A 272-nucleotide genomic window follows, 5' to 3' on the forward strand; every position below is an offset into this window, starting at 1 on the left:
GTGTTTCGGCATGTAAAGCTCTATCAGCAGGGAAGAAAATGACGGTACCTGACTAAGAAGCCCCGGCTAACTACGTGCCAGCAGCCGCGGTAATACGTAGGGGGCAAGCGGTGTCCGGAATCATTGGGCGTAAAGAGCTCGTAGGCGGTTCAGTAAGTCGGGTGTGAAAGCTCCGAGCTCATCTCGGAGAGGCCACTCGATACTGCTGTGACTAGAATCCAGTAGGGGAGTGTGGAACTCCTGGTGTAGCGGTGAAATGCGCAGATATCAGG

General features: G+C 54.4%; 1 rRNA gene. It reads left to right on the forward strand.

Annotated elements, in window-relative coordinates:
- Positions 1–272 (forward strand): 16S ribosomal RNA (locus ACTHSQ_RS11270); the annotation flags it as partial.

Origin of the sequence: Neisseria sp. P0009.S008 (assembly GCF_051958615.1) — a bacterium.
GTDB classification, from domain to species: domain Bacteria; phylum Pseudomonadota; class Gammaproteobacteria; order Burkholderiales; family Neisseriaceae; genus Neisseria; species Neisseria subflava.